This is a genomic window from Aequorivita sp. IT1282, assembly GCF_058068205.1.
This window is the reverse complement of the sequence record NZ_JBYRHR010000003.1, coordinates 463,943-484,227: the sequence shown is the minus strand read 5'-3', so window position 1 is coordinate 484,227 and position 20,285 is coordinate 463,943. Positions and strand designations below refer to the sequence as shown.

Here is a 20,285-nt window from a genome sequence, read left to right as displayed (position 1 = left end):
GATATTAGACTTGAGATGTTAGACCAATCTATTCTATTCTCTATTGTTTTTTATTATTTCAAATTCGCCCAATACCATTCCACCGCCTCTTCTATGCCTTTATTAATAGCGTGAGTTGGTTTATAATTCATTAGCTTCTCCGCTTTTTCAACAGAAGCCAACGAATGTGGAATATCTCCTTTGCGGTTGGGTCCGTGTGTAATTTCAATATCTGCAATAGCGACGTCAAAAGTACTCAAATGTTTTTTGAGAAGCTCAGTAAGCTGCACTAAAGTAGTTCTATCGCCAACGGCAGTATTATACACCTGATTAAGCGCTTCTTTATTTTCTGTAGTGATAGCCAAAAGGTTCATCTGAACCACATTATCTATATATGTAAAATCGCGGGAATAACTGCCATCCCCATTAATAAGTGGACTCTCGTGCGCCATAAATTGTTTTACAAATAATGGTATCACTGCCGCATAAGCCCCATTGGGGTCTTGGCGTCTGCCGAAGACGTTGAAGTATCTAAGTCCGATGGTGTCTAATCCATAGGTTGTATGAAAAATAGTAGCATACAACTCGTTCACATATTTTGTAATAGCATAAGGTGACAGAGGTTTCCCTATTTTGTCTTCTACCTTTGGCAAAGCTTCACTATCGCCGTAAGTAGAACTACTTGCGGCATACACAAAGCGTTTTACACTAGCATCGCGAGCGGCAACAAGCATATTTAGAAATCCGCCTACGTTAACATCGTTGGAAGTAATTGGATCATTGATGGATCGAGGTACTGAACCTAAAGCTGCTTCGTGCAGAATATAGTCCTGTCCTTTGCAAGCAGTATGGCAAGTTGCTAAATTGCGGATATCGCCTTCGATTAGCTTAAAATTCTTATTTGATAAAAATGGCTGTATATTGTGTCTATGACCGGTAGCAAAATTGTCTAGGCAAATTACATTTGCACCGATTTCTAGGAGGGCTTCACATAGGTTGGAACCGATGAAGCCGGCGCCACCGGTTACCAAGACTTTTTTGTTCTTTAATATGCTAAATTGATCTAAGTTCATTTTTTAGATTTGAGATGAGTGATGTGACAAAATTCCCAATGTTCGATTTTCAATACTTTTTTTTTCTTTGTCCTGTTTAGAGAATTACCCCTTCCGTCAGCTGAATATGAAATTTAGCTTTTAATCAACCTTTCTCCCAGCTGCCACCTTCCCCTGAAAAAGGGGAAGGAGCACGTTGTCAACTTAGATTAGGGCTATACCGAGCTTAATAACTTGCCGAATCCCGAATCACAAATCCCGAATCACAATTTCGCTGTTGGGTTTTCTAATACTCCTTTTACGTCGTAAACAACCGAGTTCTCTTTTCTAAACGGCTCTAAATCCATCTTTAAAAATTCATTATGTGAGACTCCTAAAACGATACCATCAAATTTACTTTTATCAAGAGTTCTTGTGGTTTCTATGTTATATTCGTGTTTTACTTCTGCTGGGTTTGCCCAAGGATCGTAGGTGGTTACTTTTACGCCATAGTCTTCTAAGGCGCTTATAACATCTACGATTCTGGTATTGCGAACATCGGGGCAGTTTTCTTTGAAGGTGATGCCTAACATTAGCACTTCAGCGCCGCCGATGGCGATGCCTTTTTTAATCATACACTTTACTACTTGAGAGGCAACGTATTCACCCATAGAATCGTTTAGTCTTCTACCAGCTAAAATTATCTCTGGATGGTAGCCGCGTTCTTGCGCTTTTTGTGCTAAGTAATACGGATCAACCCCTATACAATGTCCGCCAACAAGACCGGGTTTAAATGGTAGGAAGTTCCATTTAGTACCAGCTGCTTTTAATACTTCATGAGTATCGATTTCTAGGAGATTAAAGATTTTTGCAAGCTCGTTTACGAAAGCGATGTTTATATCACGTTGTGAATTCTCGATTACCTTAGCTGCTTCTGCCACCTTGATACTCGGTGCCAAATAAGTACCTGCCGTAATTATAGATGCATAAAGTTCGTTAATAGCTTTAGCTGACTCTGGAGTAGAACCAGCAGTAATTTTTAATATTTTATCAACAGTATGTTCTTTATCGCCTGGGTTGATGCGTTCTGGGGAATAGCCCACGAAGAAATCTGTATTAAATTTTAAACCACTTACACGCTCTAAGACTGGCACACATTCTTCTTCCGTAACACCTGGATAAACAGTTGATTCATAGATTACTGTGTCTCCTTTTTTAAGCACCTTACCAACTGTTTCGCTGGCAGCATATAATGGTGTAAGTACGGGGCGGTTGTTTTTATCTACTGGAGTAGGTACGGTAACAATATAATAATTACAGCTTTGGACATCCATAAGATCTGTACTGCAAAAGAGGCCGTTCTTTATAGATTGACTATGATTATCAACCCCGTTTTCGTTCAAGGTATGCGCTACCAAAGTATTTGCCTTTAATAACACTTTTTGAAGCACTTCATCTTCCACTTCAAGGGTACTATCGTGTCCATTTTGTAACTCCTCTACTCTCCCTCTATTAATATCGAAACCCACAACTGGGTATTTAGTGGCGAAAAGTCGTGCTAATGGTAGGCCGACATAGCCTAAACCAATAATTCCTATTTTAACTGAATTTTCTCCTTCAGCTAGCTTTGGAGATTCTTGGGTCGTTTTCGAAACTTCCATAAAATTGATTATGTGTGTTGTATTATGTTAGTAATTATTACAAAAGATGTGCATAGGGGAGAAAATAGCACTGCTTATTTTTAGGAGACAAAGATAAAAATAGATTTGTGTTTTGGAAGGGTTATTTTGGGAAATGTAGGGGTTAGACGTTAGATGTGAGATTTGAGATGTGAGACGTGAGATGTGAGAGGTGAGATGTGAGAGGTGAGACTTGCGACGTAGGACGGTAAGACATAGGACGTAGGACCAATGGGAAACAGGACCCTCCTTTGACGGGCGGGTGTGAGACGGGTGTTGGTTGTCTGTTGTCTGTTGTCTGTTGTCTGTTATGGGTTATGGGTAGACGGTAGTTGGTAGTCGGTTGATTTGTTAATTCGGGATTTGGGAATTGGGAGGTGAGAATTGAGATGTGAGACGTTAGACGTGAGATGTGAGACCCTCCTGCGGCGGGCAGGCATGCGACATGAGACTTAGGACGGTAAGACATAGGACCCTCCTGCGGCGGGCAGGCGTAGGACCAATGGGAAACAGGACCCTCCTTTGACGGGCAGGTGTTAGACGGGTGTCGGTTGTGGGTAGACGGTTGATTTGTGATCGTGCCTACGGCAGACAGGTTCGGATTACTAAGGGGGTTCGACTGCCCTTCGGCTCCGCTCAGGACGGGCTTTCGAATGTCTAATGGCTAATGTTTAATGAATAATGACTACAGACTAATGTTGAATGTTGAAGGTCTAATGTATAATGACTACCGTCTAACCTAGTACCAATCTGCGTGGTATCTTTCTTCGCCTAGGAAGAAAATTATTCCGACACTCACATTTACAAAACCTCCAGAGAGGCCTTTTTCACCGGCATTTAGGCTGGCACCATTATAGCCGTAGTGTTGTTTTATGTTGCCAAAATAGGTTAGGTCGCCCATTAGCGCCATTTCGTTGCTAATTTTAATCTCTCCTGTAAGGCCGGCAAGAATATTACCTATGTGGTCGGTTCCTGTTGTGCCTGTAGGGTTCGATAAGGTTACCCCGAGTCCGGTATGAAATAGTAAACCAAATTGCTCCCTAATATGGAAATCAACATTTAGAAGTCTACCAACATTTACTACTCCTTCTAATCCAACTCTATTAAAGCTTACACCCATATCCTTACTATCTGGATCTGCGAAGCGATTGAAACCATAGTGGCCTTTTATACCAACTTTTTTGGAGAACATGTATCGGCCTGATAATTGAAATTGCTTAAAAGCAATATATTGACTACGTGCTATATCATCACCAGGTGCAAGTGGGACGTGAAGACCTGTGGAAATAGAGACAGAAAAGCGGTTATAATCCTTTCCTTGTGCCGAGATAGTGGCATTAAATAATAGAAATACTGTTACAAGAACCAGTGTAATTTTTAATGATTTCATAGAATCAATTTAGGTTAAATTCGCAATAATGCAGCAGTAATTTTTGATGGGGCACATAAAAAATTACTCTAATCAATAGATGAGGGAACCTATTTGATTAGATGAGCAATATAAAATATTATTTTCTATAACGTTAAAAAAATAAAATTTATTTGACAAAAGTACAGATTTTAACGTTTTTGTGCAATATTATATAATTTTTACTTGAAAGTGGTTTTTTTTGTTTTTAACTTTCTGGGGGGTTGGTAGGCGGTTGTTGGTTGTTGGTTGTTGGTTGTTGGTTGTCGGTTGAATTGAAATCATGACTAAGGAAGACTGGTTGGGATTACCAAGGGGGTTCGACTGCCCTTCGGCTCCGCTCAGGACAGGCTGCTCACCCTGACATTGGGGGACTGCCCTTCGGCTCCGCTCAGGACAGGCTGCTCACCCTGACATTGTCTGTTGAATTAGGAATTATAAACGAAACACCTCCCCGCCGCGGCAGGTTGGGGAACTTTTTTTATGTGAGACATAGGACGGTAGGACGTAAGATGTAGGACCAAATGGAAACACGACTCACGACTTAAGGGAATCACGAAATTGAAAACGAAAACGAAATCGAAATCGAAAGAACTCCCCGCCGCGGCAAGTTGGGGGCTTCTCCCCGTTGGGGTTGGGGGACTTTTTGTTGTGAGATTTGAGACCCTCCTGCGGCGGGCGGGCGTGAGATGTGAGACGTGAGATTCAGAAATTAGGACCAAATGGAAACACGACTCACCACTTAAGGGAACCACGAAATTGAAAACGAAGTCGAAACAGCTCGCCGCCGCGGCAGGTTGGGAATTTTGGGGGCTACCCCCCTCCCGAAGTAAATTCGGGACAGGCTCTTTGAAGGGGGGTTGGGGGGGATGTTTTTGGGCAACTAACCCTTTGTCTGCCTTTGGCATCCACATCCCTTTTGGAAATTGCAACTAACCCTCCGTCCGCTGCGGCGGACACCTCCCTTTTGAAAAAGTGCAAGAAACCCTCCGTCCGCTGCGGCGGACACCTCCCTTTTGGAAAAGTGCAAGAAACCCTCCGTCCGCTACGGCGGACACCTCCCTTTTGAAAAAGTGCAAGAAACCCTCCGTCCGCTACGGCGGACACCTCCCTTTCAAAAAGGGAGGAGCTTTATTTAATGTTTGAAACTTTCTTTAATCTCTAATAGTACCGATGGTAAAAGATCAAAAACCATCTTGTTTTCAAAGCGTAGAACTTTGTAGCCTAATGTATTCAGTCTAGCGGTTCTGGCGGCATCATACTCTAGGGATTCAGGATTGAAATGTCCTTGTCCGTCTAGTTCAATTATTAGTTTTTCCGAAGCGCAGTAAAAATCGACGATAAAATTCTCGATACTATGCTGCCGCGTGAAGCGCCTACCTTCATACTGCCTTGATTTTAGTTTGGACCATAAAAATGCCTCTGCGGGAGTAAGGTTTGCACGAAGTTCTTTTCGGAAAGTTTTTAAGTGTTTTAGGGTATGGATTTGTTTTTTCATGAGGGTTAGTTATGAAAAGTGTTGGATAAATTTAATAAAAAAAAACCCTTTGTCCGCTGTGGGCGGATGGCTTGATTTTGGAAAGGTGCAAAAAACCCTCCGTCCGCTGCGGCGGACACCTCCCTTTCAAAAAGGGAGGAGCTTATTTTGCGATGAAATAATTATTTAGCAAATTAGCTTTGTTGTATTGCATTGCTTTACCGGTCGTTAGATCTATTACCCCTACTCCAACGGCTTTGCAAATAGCATGGCCAGCAGCGGTGTCCCATTCCATAGTGGGGGCGAAACGGGGGTATATGTGTGCTAGGCCTTCAGCTAGCAGGCAAAATTTTAGGGAACTGCCTTTGGTGATTACTTGAACCTCTTTTTCTTTTTCCTTTTCTATTTCTGAAATGAAATTCTTTGTGGCTTCATTATGGTGTGAACGGCTGCCAACAATTTTTATGACAGATATAGCTTTACTCGGACTTATCTCTTTAGCATTTGCGTAAATTTCTACAATTGAAATATCTTCGGTAGCAATAATAATTTTCTTTGATGTTTTTCCATCTTCCGATGTGAAAAACAACTCTTTTGAAACTGGCACATAGATTACACCCAATACTGGTTTACCATTTTCAACCAGCGCAATATTCACTGTGAATTCGCCATTTCGCTTTATAAACTCTTTGGTGCCGTCTAACGGATCTACAATCCAGCACTGGGTCCAGTTTTTCCTTATAGCATAATCGAGTTGGCGATTTTCTTCACTTATAATTGGAATATTGGTTGGTTTCAAAAAACCCATTATAATCTCATTCGCATTTTTATCTGCGATGGTTAGAGGAGAATTATCATCCTTTAATTCTACTTCAAAATTGGTCTCGTAGATTTTAAGAATTTCCTTTCCAGCGGATAGGGCGGCTTGGATTGCGGTGGATAGGTTATTCATTGTTTATTATCTATTGTTTATTATTTATTATTATTTATTGTTATTGTTTATTGTTAAATGGGGTTGCAGGTTGTAGGTTGCGTTTTCATAGGCACTTCGACTGCGCTCAGTGTGACATTGTTGTTGGGTTGTGGGTTGTGGGTTTAAAATGGGCAAAAAACCCTCCGTCCGCTGCGGCGGACACCTCCCTTTCAAAAAGGGAGGAGCTAATACGAATGTACTTATTTATTTTATAATAGTAGCCAAAGTTTAATGCGACGCTATCCCCCCCCCTTTGAAGGGGGGGGGCAGGGGGGGGATGTTTCTGCGAAGTTAAATAAAGGCTAAACACTCTTGAAAAATTGATGGACACAATGACGTTGGTTATCTTTGATGTAACCTTAAAAAACTATATAAAATGGGATATTTGAATCTAGATAAAAAGAAAACTACTGCAACTGCAAAAGAACTTAATGTGCTATTGGCAGATTATCATTTATACTACCAAAAACTTCGCAACTTCCATTGGAATGTTGTTGGCCATAACTTTTTCGACTTACATATTAAGTTTGAAGATATGTATGAAGATGCAAAAATGAAAGTAGACGAAATAGCAGAACGCATTTTGACGCTTCGTTTTCAACCTACCAGTAATCTTACTGAATATTTGAAAATGAGTAATATTAAAGAATCTTCTTCAGATACTAAAGACCTAGAAATGGTTAGAATTTTGCTAGAGGATCACGGGAAATTACTAAAACAAATGCGCGCCGTAATTGAAAAAGCTGATGACGCAGGTGATGAAGGCACAATCGATTTGATTGGTGGCTTTATTGGTTATATTGAAAAAGTAAGTTGGATGCTTGATGCTTGGACAATGAAGAGTGGAGAGAATTATTCGGAAGCCTAGACTGATTGGAGATTAACGATTAACGATTGTTGATTTTAGATTGAAGGGAACCACGAACCACGACTGAAGGGAAACACGACTATGTGAGGTGAGACGTGAGACGTTAGATGTTAGATGTTAGACATTAAGCGTTTAACATTATAAATTATAAAAGCTGAGTTGGTTGGAAGTGACATTCTGACTACTCAGTTTTTTTTGTGTTGGTATGGGAGTTTACCCCTTCCGTCCACCGGTTTGTGATTTGAGCTTCGAATGATGATTTTATTGCGGTGGCCACCTTCCCCTTTATTCGAGTTTAGGCTTTCAATTGAAGTTTTTTAGTGAGGGGAAGGAACAGGTGAGATTAACGACGATCCCCCTGCGCTGAAAAAGCTTCGGAGGACGAAGGGGGGGAACGACGTGCGGAACGTAGGTGACCGAGTGAATTTTAGCTAGCGAAGCGGAGCTAAAATTTGTATCGAGGGCACCGGATTGGGAAATCGAAAAGCTAATATCGAAGACGTATTGCTACTCCCCCCTTTGAAGGGGGGTTGGGGGGGATGTTCATGATTTAGAAATCAAACCCTAAACCGAAGGTTAACCTACTCCCTTCTTTGGAGTTAAACAGGCTCAGATTTGCATTTAGGCCACCGGAGCCGTTGATCCAGAATCCTCCACCGCGGGAGTTGTGCCATTTTAGAGAAGTATCTTCTCTTAGCCATACCCTTCCTAAATCTGCGCCACCATAAATACCTAGTTGAAAAGGAATGAGTCCGATTTTAAATTTTGGGAGGCTATAGCGAATATCGGCGCTACCCACTAAGAACGATTTTCCTGTAAAACGTTGTTCTCTATAGCCACGTAAACCATTATCGCCCCCTAAATTAGCGGCTTGATAAAATTGATATCTATCACCAATATTGAATTGATATTTTAGGTTGGTTTTAAGTACTAAAGTTCTAGCTTTTATTAAAGTGTTGTAAAATCCGAGGCGCGTTTTTATAAAACCGAATAGGTCGTCCATATCTTCCAAATTATCGGTAACCCCAACATTTAAGTCGAAAACCATCCCCAGTGTTGGGTTTAGTGGATTATCGAAACTGCGGTAATTATAGATACCTTCTAGAGTTGCGAAGTAGCTAGTTTCTCCTTTATTTTGAAGATCGACAGTGGAAATATAATTGGTTGGGGAATTGTTTACTTCAAAAGCATCGAAAGTAGCTTGCAATTTGTAAAAACTACCAAAAATACTGTTGCGAAGCAGGCCTAAATTTCCGGTAATATGCTGTACTTCTATCCTATTGAATTCATAACCGTTTTCAGCTTGTAGATTAGCAGTCTCATTTCCGAAGCCGAAAAAATTCATTGTATAATTCGGACTTGTAAAACTCCCACCAAAACTTAGGTTTAGATCGTCTTTTATATTGGCGTATTCTCCTGAATAAGAAATTTCATAACTGTTGATATCTGTAAAGTAGGCAGCATTTAGAATGTGTTGCTGCGAAAATGGATTGCGTTGAAAATTATCTACTCTATAAACGTATTGCAGCGCAGCCCGAAAACCATCATCTGGATTAAAACCAATTGCGGAAATAAGACCTTGGGAGCGTTCGATTTGTTTTCTGTAATCGTAAGTATTTAAATTGTAAACATCTGTAAGGCGTAGACTGCCGCCATTTTTTGTTTCTACAATACTGGGTGCACTTTGATAATCGTAAACCTTTACCCTCCTACCCTCGTTAATAGCGAAAGTATCTTCATCATGACCCCCGACGATACGCAAGTAAATTAGATTGTCCTCATCGCCCGATACCGTAAAGTTATCTTTACCGCCTAGGCCATAAACCCAAAGTTCTTTGGTGTCTTTTCGTGAATATGTTCGATCTATTAAGGTATCAGATTTTACACCGTTTATGGTAGTAAAACTTCGGACGTTTGTTTTACCGCCTGGCAGTCTGGTTATTTCGAATAAATCGTCATAATCAGTACCCACGATAGTTTGTAAAGTGGAAAGATAAGTGAAGTATTGATCTGCAATATTGACCAAGTTTTCTTTCCTTTTCTTTAGTTTCTCCTTAATATCTTTTAATGATTCGTTTTGAACTTCTGTGGGGATTCTGCTGAAGGCTTTTTCAATAACCGCATCTGTAATACTGTCTTGAATTTGCTTTGCCAAATATTTCCATTGTCCGCGGCCAGAATTTTCTAGTAACGCCCTATCTAGAATAACCCCTTCTTTATTAAACCATTCTAAATTGGTTAGATTTTCACCGTAAACATGTGTTTCTAAGCTACCGCTAAAAAGGGAGCGGGTGATTTCAAAAATATTTCCTTCGAAACTAGAAAAGGCATTATCTCGATTATTAGGAATAGGAACGTACACATTTTTTTTATAGGTGTTGTAATATTCTGCCCATCGCCAGTGTTCGGGTTCGCGATCCCAATCGCCAATAAGCATATCAAAAAGGCGGGATTTTATATAATTTTCTTCATCTACAAAAACATCACCCGTTTTACGAAGTTTGATTAATATATCGTCTGTTGTTTCTACGTCGTCGGGGTATTTAAACAAGCCTTCACCCTCACTTCTTTCTGAAGGGTCTATGGAAATTAAATACAGATCGTTACCGAAATTTTCGTTGTAATCTCCTAGTCGCTTTTGTTTTGGGACGTAATACAATTCGGGGGTGGTATAAAAAACATCGATAGCCTGTGCCATATCTGGAATAGACATAATTGCATAGGGATGGGATGCGGTGTAGAAATTTGCATTCTGACCTTTTACTGTGGGGACATTTATTTTTTCTTCTTCAGAATCTTCGGTAGTATTCTTTTCGAAAACCAGTTTCCTAGAAATTTTTAGCGCCTTTTTACCCATGGTACGCATTCGGTAACGGTTACCGCTATTATCTACTAATAAAAGGGAGTTGTAATCTGCTGTTTTATTTTCTTGAAGTACCCGCAAACCTCCGTACAAGGTGTCTAAGGATGCCACTTGTGCCGTAACGGGTTGCGAATATGCGTCCTTATATTTTGCGCCCCAAACTGTTTTAAAAAATAGAGCTTCGTTGATGCTGTCTTGTTTGAAGATGGGGACGGTATATTGCTGTGGAAATATTTCGGGATATTTTGAAATATCCTTCTTTTTAGGAGCTGGAATTACTTCTTTTTGAAAAAGTAATTTCGGTTTATTGTTTTCACCATCTACGAAGTAGCGCACCCAGGAAGAACCATCTTCAAAAACATCTAAAACAGCGAATCCTTGTGCTCCCGTACTAAAAAATCCATCTTGACCCGTGGCGGCATAAGACTCTTTTGAACCCGCGCCCGAAACAATCTGCCGCAGCCCGTCTTTTTCGATATATTGTAAATTATGGTCGTGACCGGATACAAACACCAATTGCTTGTTATCTTTTACAAGCTCTTTTAGGCGGTCCATTAAATTATTATAAAGCTCATTATACCTATCCTGAACCGAAACACCTCCTTGCGAACGCACTTGCACTATAAGTGACGATAATATGGGCATTGGTATTTTTTTCTGAAATGGATAGAGGTGCTTTTCCAGCGCAAAATAGCCACCGTGGTTTCCATTAGTAAACATGGGGTGGTGCATAGCAAAGACTACTGTTTTGTTTTGGTTCTTTTCTAGTTCGAGTTGAAGTTCTAAAAAGAATTTTTCGCGGGTTTTTATATCGCAGTTTTTGTTGATGGTTGGATTTTTATTCCAGTCTTCTAGGAACCACTGTGTATCTATTGCAATTAATTGAATATGCTCGGAAACAGCTATGCTTTCTAACGGACAGCCATTGCTGGGTCTAAATGCATCTTGCTCGGGAAATAATGATTCTACATAATTCTCTTCTCGCGCTAAGCCCACTACCCCATTGTTATACCATTCATGATTACCTGGAATAAAAATGGTTTTTCCGTTATAGTCATTGACTGCTTTATATTGGGCATCGATGGCGTTTTCAGATTCTTTTCGGCGTGGATGCCCATCTGGATCCATTCCTGCGGGGTAGATGTTATCGCCAAGATAAATGGTGTAGTTACCTTGGGTTTTTTCAGTTTTAAGATATTCTTTGAAAGTGGCAAGGGCATCGCTCATGCCGCCCATTGGAGACAGGCCTGCGTCGCCAACTAGGTAAAAAGTTTTTTCTATTTTTTTCTCTGTAGGGTACAGCGCTTCCGTAGCTACCTTTTTAAACTGTGGCGCATAGGTAGCACAGGATGAAATGAGGAAAACAGCGAAAAATATGAAATAGAACTTCTTTAAAACCATAGGTAGTTACATTGAAAACGCTAAACCAAAAGTGAAGCGCATCCCTTCGTCGCCTGTAAAAACATTAAACGTACCGCTTAATAAATCGGCAGTGTTTACCCAAAAACCACCACCGTAGGAGCTGTGTAATACATCTGAAGTATCATTAGGAACCCATACTCTTCCCACATCGTAACCACCAAATACACCAATCTGTATTGGCAACAAAACAGTTTTAAATTTGTTGAAGCTATATCTAATATCTGCGCCAGCAACTGCGGCACTTTTTCCAGTAAAGCGTTCATCGCGATAGGCACGAAGTCCTGTATCTCCACCTAATTGTGCACCTTGATAGAACTCGAAGTTATTACCAACATTAAATTGCCCACGGAAGTCGGTTTTTAAAACTAACTTTCTATTATGGCTTAGTGCACTGTAGAAAGTTAGTCTAGGTTTTACATAACCAAACACATTATCGCTCTCGTCTATATTTTGTGTTCCACCCGCCACAAGGCTAAAATCCATTCCTCGGGTTGGGTTTACTTTATTGTCGTAGCTTTCATATTGGTAAGTACCTTCAGCAGTAACAAAATATTTAGTTTCGTCTAGTTCTGTTGGGCTTGGAATTACTTGGGAAATATATCTATCTGAAGTACCTTCTACTTCTATGCCTTGAAAAATGGCTTTAAGCTGAAACATACTGCCGTAAGGGGAATCCTTTTTTATACCGATTGAACCACCGTAACCACCAATGCGTACACGGTTGTATTCTAAACCAAGATCTGATTCATAATCTGGGTTTATAGTTTCGTTGCCGAAGCCAAAGTAGTTTTCGGAGAAATTAGGGTTTTTAAAATGACCACCCAATAGGAAATTCCAACTGCCGAAGATGTTTGCAAATTCACCTTGGTAATTCAGTTCAAAACTATTGGTTGAAGAATAATACCCTAAACCGATGCTGTGTTGTTGTGAAAATGGATTTCTTTTAAAACCATACTGCGTTAGAACATAAGATGGCCCTATTTTAAAACCGTCGTCTGGATTGAACCCTATAGTTGGGAGAAAAAGATTTACAGTTTTGATTTCTTTTTTGTAATCGTAGGTATTGAAGTCATAATTATCGGTAAACCGAATGCTCGCGCCGCCTTTTTCTTCAACTGTATTCTTTTTGCTTTTTTGATCGTAAACCTTCACTTTTAGACCGTTAGCTATTTTATAGGTATCGTTATTTTGCCCTCCGATTAGGCGAATAAAAATAGGTTTGTTTCCTTTGCCTTTTACTTCGAACACATCGTCATCGTCTAGGCCATACACCCAAATTTGTTTAGTTTCTTTTGCATCATAAGTGCGATCCATCATTAAATAACCCTTTTCTCCATTTTTTATGCGGTAGGTTTTAATATTGGTTTTCCCTTCTGGTAAGCGGGTAATTTCGAAGTAATCGTCTTTATCTGTTCCGGTGACGGTCTGCAGTTTGGCGAGATGCTCGTAATATTCTTCGGCAATTTTTACAATATTATCGCGTCTTCCTTTTAGTTTCTGCATTATTTGAGAAGCAGTCTCATCTTGAACTTCAATTGGAAGATCTTTGAAAGCACTTTCTATTACTTCATCGGTTATATTTTTTTGAATAAATTGCGCTTCCTCAAGCCAAGTTTCTTCTCCAACACGTTGTATTAAAGCGTGATCTAGTTTTATACCAGCTAAGTTAAGCCCCTTGGTATGTTTTACTTCTTCGTCATAAACTTGAAATTGATGGGCTGTGTTAAATAAAGTTCGTGCAATATCTAAAAGCGCACCGTCGAAGTTGGAATAAACTTGGTCGCGATCTCTTGGGATAGGATCGTAGGTTCTTGAACCGTCGTCGTTTTTATGTTCTGTAAAACGCCATTGGTCTGCATGACGGTCCCAGTCGCCCACCAACATATCGAAAACTCTTGCGCGTACAAAAGCTTTCTCGTTGAGTTTGTATTTTTCGTCTTCTCTAAGTTTTTCAAGTAGGCCGTCTGAGCTTTCCATATCGTCTGGAAAATCAAAAACTTCTCCAGTGAAGGTTTCATCGGGGCGTTCTACGATCATATAAAGTTCATCTCCATATTCTTCATTAAAACTACCTAGTGCCATTTGTTTTGGCACATAATACAGCTTAGGATTTGTGTGCAGAATACCTGCCGCCTCTGCTAATTTAGGGATGGTAAAGGCGCCATAAGGGTGTGCAGCGGTATAGAAATCTAGGATTAATTCTTCTGGGATGGTATTTAAAAAATCGTTTTCAATTTCCTTATCCTTAATAATTACGGTTTGAAGAAATTGCACAGCACTCTTTTTTAAGGCACGCATATTATAAGTGCGTCCATCTTTATCTTCTAACCTAAGCGAGCGTGTTTGGTGCCCACCACCAGCGCGCATTACTTTCAAACCGCCGTATAGCGTGTCTAAAAGCACTGTTTTAGCGGTAACTTCGGTACCGTAAATATCTCTATAATGATCTCCCCAAAGGGATTTATAAAAGCCAGATTTGTTGATTAGTTCTTCAGTATAAACTTGTGATTTATAGGTTTCTGGAAAATTTTGGGTAAGCGTTGCATAGTCGTAACCACCTAAAGCGGGATATATTTCTTTTTGAAACATCATTTTATAGGTGCCATCATCTTCAGCTTTAAAAAACTGAACTTGGGAAGCGCCTGCTTTTGTTACATCTAATTTTGCAAAGCCTTGATGGCCATAAGCAAATTGCCCGAATTGCCCAAGGGAAGCAGCCGTAGCGCCAGAGCCAGAACCTGCCACAATTTGTTTTACGGAGCCGTCTTCAATATACTGCATAGATTCATCTTGACCAGAAACGAAAACCAAGCGATCAATATCTTTGGTAAGCACTTTTAGCCTGCCCATTAAATCTTTAATGGCTTCATTATAGCGGTCTTGTTTAGAGATTGCGCCTAATGTTTTTACTGGCTTAATAAAGGTGCTGAAAAAATCTTTGTGTATTAGTGGGTATTTACCGCCGTGTTCGCCGTAGGTAAGTAGTGGATGGTACATTGCAAAAACGATAGTTTTGGTGGCGTTTTTCTTTAGTTCGCCTTCAATTTCTAAAAAGAGTTTTGCGCGGGTTTTAATTTCGCATTTATCGTTCATTTTTGGGTTATCATCCCAATCTTCCAAAAACCATTGTGTATCCAAGGCAATTAAATGCACATCGTTATTTATATCAATACTCTCCAGTGGGCAGCCATTATTGGGTTGCAATACATCGGCATCTTTAAACTTCGATTTAAGAAAATCTTCTTCAAGCTCTAAGCCGTCAACGCCACCTTTCCAATCGCGGTTTCCTGGCAGTACAACTACTTTGCCCTTGAAATCTTTAAGGGCATCAATTTGCTGTTGCATTGTTTTTTCGGCCTGTTTTGCTGCCTTTTCATCTTTGGCTGGCATACCGGAAGGGTAGAAACTATTTCCTAAAAATAGCACGTAGCTATCTTTTGAATTGTTGTCTGATATATATTTCTGAAGAGATTTTACGGATTTTGAAAGTTCGTCGCCTTTATTTCCAGCATTTCCTATGAGGTAGAAGGTTTTATCTACATTTGCTGTAGCAATACTTTTGGGGGAAGTATTGTCAGCATTTCTATATAGTGGTTGGTAGGTTGCACAAGCCGAGAGGAGTAGGCCAGCGATAAAAGTTATAATGATGTTAATTTTATTCATATCTATTTATGTGGATTGAATTTTTACTACTTTGGATACCTAAATAACTAATATGAGCAATATAGTTGAAGCTACTGATAATTTTATCTTTCAATTGTTTAAAGATAAGCTTCCGAATACTTTCGTTTATCACAATTATACTCATTCAAAACGTGTTTATAAAAGTATAAACGAAATTATTGAAAATTCACAATTTGATGTTAAAGATGCTACCATACTGCGATTGGCGGCTTTGCTCCATGATACAGGCTATATAGTTAAGCGTGAAAACCACGAGGAGGAGGGTGTGCAAATAGCAACTGATTTTTTAAAAGAACAGGGTGTAGAAGCCGATATAATTGAGGGCGTAACCAAGTGTATACGAGCCACAAAATTTAAGAATACTGTACCAGATACTGCGCTAGAAAAAGCAATTCGCGATGCAGATAGTTCACATTTTGGGAAAGACTATTTTACCGAAGCTAGTGAGTTTTTGAGACAAGAATTTCTATTTCAGAAAGTACATAATTACACTTCCAAAGAATGGCAGGATGAAAATATAAAGGTTCTTGTTGAAGACCACCAATTTTATACAGATTATGCTTTAAAAAAGTGGCAACCAGTAAAGGAAGAAAATCTCGCTAAACTTTTAAAATCGCGTAAGAAAAGAAAAGAAAAAGTGCAGAGTGAGCGCGTAAAAGCAAAGTTAAAAGCGCAGTATAAAAATGACAGCCCAGATCGTGGTATTCAAACTTTTTATAGAACAGCCTTGAGGAACCACATGAAACTTAGTGATATTGCCGATACAAAGGCAAACATTATGCTCTCTGTAAATGCAATTATTATTTCGTTAGTACTTTCCAACCTAATCTCTAAGCTAGATAATAACAACTATTTAATAATTCCGACAGCAATTTTTATTCTTTTTAGTGCAATCACAATGATTTTGGCAGTTATTGCTACCCGTCCAAATGTTACCAGAGGTGAATTTACCAGAGAAGATGTAGCTAATCAAGCTGTAAATTTAACGTTCTTCGGAAATTTCCATAAAATGGAACTTAATGAGTATGAGTGGGCAATTGAAGAGCTTTTAAAAGATAGAGATTACGTTTATAAGTCGCTTACAAAGGATTTGTATTTTCTTGGACAAGTACTAGATAGAAAATATAGAATCTTGCGATTAACCTATACCATATTTGTGGCGGGCACTATTATTTCGTTAATTTCTTTCGCAGTTTTCTTTTATCTGGAGATGTGATTTTAGTCTTGAGATGTGAGATATTAGAGGTAGGACGTAGGACGTAGGACGTAGGACGTAGGACGTAGGACGTAGGACGTAGGACGTAGGAAGTAGGACGTAGGACGTAGGACGTAGGACGTAGGACGTAGGAAGTAGGAAGTAGGACGTAGGACGTAGGACGTAGGACGTAGGACGTAGGAAAATTATAAAAATTGAGTTGATCAGAAGTTAAATTCTGACGGCTCAATTTTTTTTTGGAATTCGGGATTGATAAAATGGAATCACGAGCCACGACGATTGGAGATTTTAGATTGAAGGGAACCACGATCCTCCTACGCTGAAATAGCTTTGGAGGACGAAGGGAACCACGACTGAAGGGAATCACGACTTGATGGTAACTTCAATTTGAAGTTCGGAACGTATTTTAGCTAGCGAAGCGGAGCTAAAATTTGTATCGAGAGAACCATTTGGGAAAACGAAAAGCTAATATCGAAGACGAATTGCTACTCCCCCCTTTGAAGGGGGGGGGCGGGGGGGATGTTTTTGGTTGGGAAAACGAAATTGAAAACGAAATTAAAATCGAAATCGAAAACGATATGTACATAATTAAATACGTCGCTACTCCCCTTTGGGGTTGGGATTTATTCTATATACTGCTATACGAGGGGGTTCGACTGCGCTCACCCTGACATTGGAAATGTGCTCAGGTCGGTCTGCTCACCCTGACAGTAGTACTGCGCTTAGCCTGACATTTATCTTAATACAACATTCGGGTAAAGAAGGGGGTTCGACTGCCCTTCGTCTACGCTCAGGACGGGCTGCTCACCCTGACATTGGAACTGTGCTCAGGACAGGCTGCTCACCCTGAGATATTGCTGGGATTCGGGATTGATAAAATGGAATCACGAGCCACGACGATTGGAGATTTTAGATTGAAGGGAACCACGATCCTCCTACGCTGAAATAGCTTTGGAGGACGAAGGGAACCACGAACCACGACTGAAGGGAAACACGACTTGATGGTAACTTCAATTTGAAGTTCGGAACGTATTTTAGTTAGCGAAGCGGAGCTAAAATTTGTATCGAGAGAACCATTTGGGAAAACGAAAAGCTAATATCGAAGACGTATTACTACTCCCCCCTTTGAAGGGGGGGTCGGGGGGGATGTTTTTGGTTGGGAAAGCGAAATTGAAATCGAAACTGAAAACGAGTTCGAAATCGAAAACCATATGTACATAATTAAATACGGCACTACTCCCCTTTGGGATTGGGGACTTTAAAGCTGAGGGTAGTTGTATTTAATATTGAAAACTAGTAACGAGCGTTTTATTTAATCTTCCAGTTCCGAAATTAAATCGTCGTAGGTGTAATATTCCTTTACGGTGTCGTTGCTTTTACTATAAAGTATTTTTACACGTAAAGCCTTAAGGCCTGTTACACCTTGCAGATCTTCAAGATCTAAAAGTTCTACATCTTCCCCAAGCATATTTTGGTCCTGTAAAAAGTGAATGTATTTTAGATATTCTTCTTCGTCTTCTTTTTGGGAATAAACGATTACAATTTTGCCTGGTTCCGTTATTCTTTCTTCGGTGCCTTTTATGTGTGCTTTGTCCACACGTTTTTTCACCACTTCATAACGTGCATTGTAAGTGCCATCTACATCAAAACGTTTTTCGTCCATACGAAAACGAAGCGATAGCGAACCATTAAACGCTAAAATCATTGAGGCAACGTCCAGTTTTATAGGCAAAGAATCTTTGAAACGGTAAAAAGTGTTTTCCATTTCGCACATTACTTGTAGCTGCCACAACTTAAGGTTTTTTAGATATATTAGGTTGAAAGTTCTCTCCTTAGTAATTGCTTCGCCAATGTACATATTGTGTTCTACCCCATCCGTTTTAAAACGTTCAAAATAATGCGGATACATTTTCTGAGCATCTTGTTGTTTTCTGTCTAAAACGGCTGCAAGCCTTTTATTGATATGCATTACAGACTCGTCGTAATCTCTGCGGAATTTATAAACGAAACCGGTGGTAGTGTCAATTAGTTTATAATATTCGTCTACCCATTCTCTATGTGTATCGTTATGTTGCCTAATATATTTAAACAGCGGAATGATTTCCGAAGAAATAAAATTCATAATCTTCCGCTCTGTATCAACTTGAAGGTTTTCCTTAATTTCTTTTGAAAAACTAACGATGCTAAATTTCATTTGCTCAAAAATGGGCAAAGAGCTTTGTTTGGCTAGCTTCTTTAAAAGCTCGTCTATATACGTTAGTTGAAGTAATAAATCTTCTTTGGTGGCTTCATTTCGCGCATCTGAAGAGCCTTTAATATCTGTTTGTCCGTATAAAGGATAAATATCTTGAAAAACAATTTCTTTAAAAATATTCGGATTTCCTTCATTTACAGCATTTAAATAACGCTTTGCTTCTTGACGGAATTTCCAGTGTACACTCGTATGAATAGAGGTACATTCATCTTGGATAATAAGCTCCAGTTCGTTCTCTAGGTTTTGCTTAGAACGCACTACGGAGTCTATTAAAAAAGGCATAATGTCGCGCAACTTATTGGCGTTAATTGTATTTAAATCGTTTGCATTGGGTGAAACCAGTTCTAAGACTCCCAAGATTTTATCGTTGAAAACAATAGACGCAAAAATGGAGCTCCTCATTCCCTGCTCCATCATTTTTTTATAAAGTATATTTTCTGGATATAATTTATGGTAACGCTCGGCATCGGTAACACAGTAGAACTCTTTTTGCTTAAAAAGTTTATAATAGGAAGCACTGCAAAGTGCATCTTTACTCAACTGAGATTTTTTGTCGTTGAGGATGAAACTCTTAATTTCTTTGAATAGATTACGTTCAAAAGATTCGGCTTCTTCGTTATAATTTGTAAAACCAACCATCAAATCTTTTAGGTCGAATATAGAACGAAAAATACGACTGAACTCTGTATTTTCAAATCCGCCATTTTTTTCTAGGCGAAGAAGATTCGTTTTAAAATCTGAAATAGAAACATTTAGGGTTACATCTGTAAGTGTTGCAATTACAAACCCATTAAACGTCCAGCTTTCAAGCGGAAACTTTTCTTTCCAAATAGCAATATCTTCGAAGCTTTCTAAAAGTTCGTTAATATCTTCTTCAGTAATATCTTTAGCTTTTGAAGTTTTTTGGATATCAACAAAATCTGCATTATAAAGGAGTCTATAATTTTTCATCATTCCCCGTTCATCTGGAATGTTGTAATAATAAGACCTTCTAAAATCTACTTTTTTACCATAATATGCATTCAGAATAATGCTGCAACCCATTATATAAAACTGATCGTCATCAAAATTTGAGATGTCGAGAGAAAATTCATCACCGGCAGCTTTTATAATATTCTGATAGCGACGGGTGCTTTTAAAAGCCACCTCTTGAAATGGAATGGTTGCAAATTTTATTTCATTATCTGTTAAAATAGAAGGAAACAAAGGACCTAAAAGTATGCTTATTTGTTCTTTATATTTTGAAAGCTTCGCAAACTCAGAAATTCCTGAGGACAAAGCGGGATATTTTTTTTCGATCGAAAGTATTTCTTCAGCATAAATTCTATCGGTTGTATTTTCGGGCGAAATATCGCGATAGGCATCAAAAACGTTTTTGAAGCCTATTTTTATTTTCATCGGAAAAGGTCTCTTTTCCGCTATCGTTGGATC

At 39.3% G+C, this 20,285-nt stretch carries 10 protein-coding genes; 2 read left to right on the top strand and 8 right to left on the bottom strand.

The genetic code is table 11. From position 1 onward, the window contains the following. Nucleotides 1-53 precede the first annotated feature (53 nt). The 5 genes from AC3RVG_RS09115 to cysQ all read right to left on the bottom strand — a co-directional run bounded on the left by AC3RVG_RS09115 (nucleotide 54) and on the right by cysQ (nucleotide 6,526). Entirely contained in the window at nucleotides 54-1,052 is a 999-nt protein-coding gene (locus tag AC3RVG_RS09115) for an SDR family oxidoreductase (RefSeq protein WP_489691144.1), read from the bottom strand. 242 nt (nucleotides 1,053-1,294) lie between these two features. Beyond that, nucleotides 1,295-2,671: a nucleotide sugar dehydrogenase gene (locus AC3RVG_RS09110; RefSeq protein WP_489691143.1), complete on the bottom strand. Its 1,377-nt coding sequence runs from the start codon at nucleotides 2,669-2,671 to the stop codon at nucleotides 1,295-1,297. A gap of 757 nt (nucleotides 2,672-3,428) precedes the next feature. Next, nucleotides 3,429-4,079 carry a hypothetical protein gene (locus AC3RVG_RS09105; RefSeq protein WP_489691142.1) on the bottom strand — a complete coding sequence of 217 codons (651 nt, stop codon included), beginning with the start codon at nucleotides 4,077-4,079 and terminating at the stop codon, nucleotides 3,429-3,431. Nucleotides 4,080-5,232: 1,153 nt separating this feature from the next. After that, nucleotides 5,233-5,595 carry an endonuclease domain-containing protein gene (locus AC3RVG_RS09100; RefSeq protein WP_489691141.1) on the bottom strand — a complete coding sequence of 121 codons (363 nt, stop codon included), beginning with the start codon at nucleotides 5,593-5,595 and terminating at the stop codon, nucleotides 5,233-5,235. A gap of 142 nt (nucleotides 5,596-5,737) precedes the next feature. After that, a complete protein-coding gene (gene cysQ / locus AC3RVG_RS09095; protein WP_489691140.1) occupies nucleotides 5,738-6,526 on the bottom strand; it encodes a 3'(2'),5'-bisphosphate nucleotidase CysQ in 789 nt (262 codons plus the stop codon). Nucleotides 6,527-6,923: 397 nt separating this feature from the next. On the opposite strand from cysQ, the gene AC3RVG_RS09090 reads away from it, so the two are divergent. Next, nucleotides 6,924-7,415 (top strand): Dps family protein, encoded by a 492-nt coding sequence (locus AC3RVG_RS09090; RefSeq protein WP_489691139.1) that lies wholly within the window; start codon nucleotides 6,924-6,926, stop codon nucleotides 7,413-7,415. A 550-nt stretch (nucleotides 7,416-7,965) separates the two neighbouring features. On the opposite strand, the gene AC3RVG_RS09085 is transcribed toward AC3RVG_RS09090, so the two are convergent. After that, entirely contained in the window at nucleotides 7,966-11,679 is a 3,714-nt protein-coding gene (locus tag AC3RVG_RS09085; RefSeq protein WP_489691138.1) for a metallophosphoesterase, read from the bottom strand. A gap of 6 nt (nucleotides 11,680-11,685) precedes the next feature. Next, entirely contained in the window at nucleotides 11,686-15,363 is a 3,678-nt protein-coding gene (locus AC3RVG_RS09080; RefSeq protein WP_489691137.1) for a phosphoesterase, read from the bottom strand. Nucleotides 15,364-15,415: 52 nt separating this feature from the next. Between AC3RVG_RS09080 and AC3RVG_RS09075 the strand changes: the two genes are divergently transcribed. Next, nucleotides 15,416-16,600 carry a Pycsar system effector family protein gene (locus tag AC3RVG_RS09075; RefSeq protein WP_489691136.1) on the top strand — a complete coding sequence of 395 codons (1,185 nt, stop codon included), beginning with the start codon at nucleotides 15,416-15,418 and terminating at the stop codon, nucleotides 16,598-16,600. Nucleotides 16,601-17,912: 1,312 nt separating this feature from the next. On the opposite strand, the gene AC3RVG_RS09070 is transcribed toward AC3RVG_RS09075, so the two are convergent. After that, on the bottom strand, nucleotides 17,913-20,252 hold the full coding sequence (locus AC3RVG_RS09070) for a GAF domain-containing protein (protein WP_489691135.1): 2,340 nt from the start codon (nucleotides 20,250-20,252) through the stop codon (nucleotides 17,913-17,915). Nucleotides 20,253-20,285: the final 33 nt, after the last annotated feature.